General features: G+C 70.0%; 1 protein-coding gene. It reads left to right on the top strand.

The features are described from left to right. Positions 1–283, top strand: a 283-nt coding sequence (locus tag ACEPPI_RS40880; protein ID WP_373920296.1) for a beta-ketoacyl synthase N-terminal-like domain-containing protein, incomplete at both ends; no start/stop codon positions are given.

Below are 283 nucleotides of genomic sequence, written 5' to 3'. Positions count from 1 at the left end.
GCAGCGCCTGCTCCTGGAGACCACCTGGGAGGCGTTCGAGCGGGCCGGGATCGATCCGGCGGCCGTGCGCGGCAGTCAGGCCGGTGTCTTCGTCGGCACCAACGGCCAGGATTACGACGGCACGTTCCAGGTCATCCCGGAGGGCATCGAGGGCTTCCTCGGTACGGGCAATGCGGCGAGTGTCGTTTCCGGTCGCCTGTCCTACGCCTTCGGGCTGGAGGGTCCGGCCGTCACCGTCGACACGGCTTGCTCGGCTTCCCTCGTCGCCCTGCACTGGGCCGTC

Source organism: Streptomyces sp. AB3(2024) (assembly GCF_041862025.1).
In the GTDB taxonomy this organism is placed as follows: Bacteria; Actinomycetota; Actinomycetes; order Streptomycetales; family Streptomycetaceae; genus Streptomyces.
The sequence above is the reverse complement of the archived record's forward strand: the minus strand, read 5'-3'. Positions and strand labels throughout refer to the sequence as shown.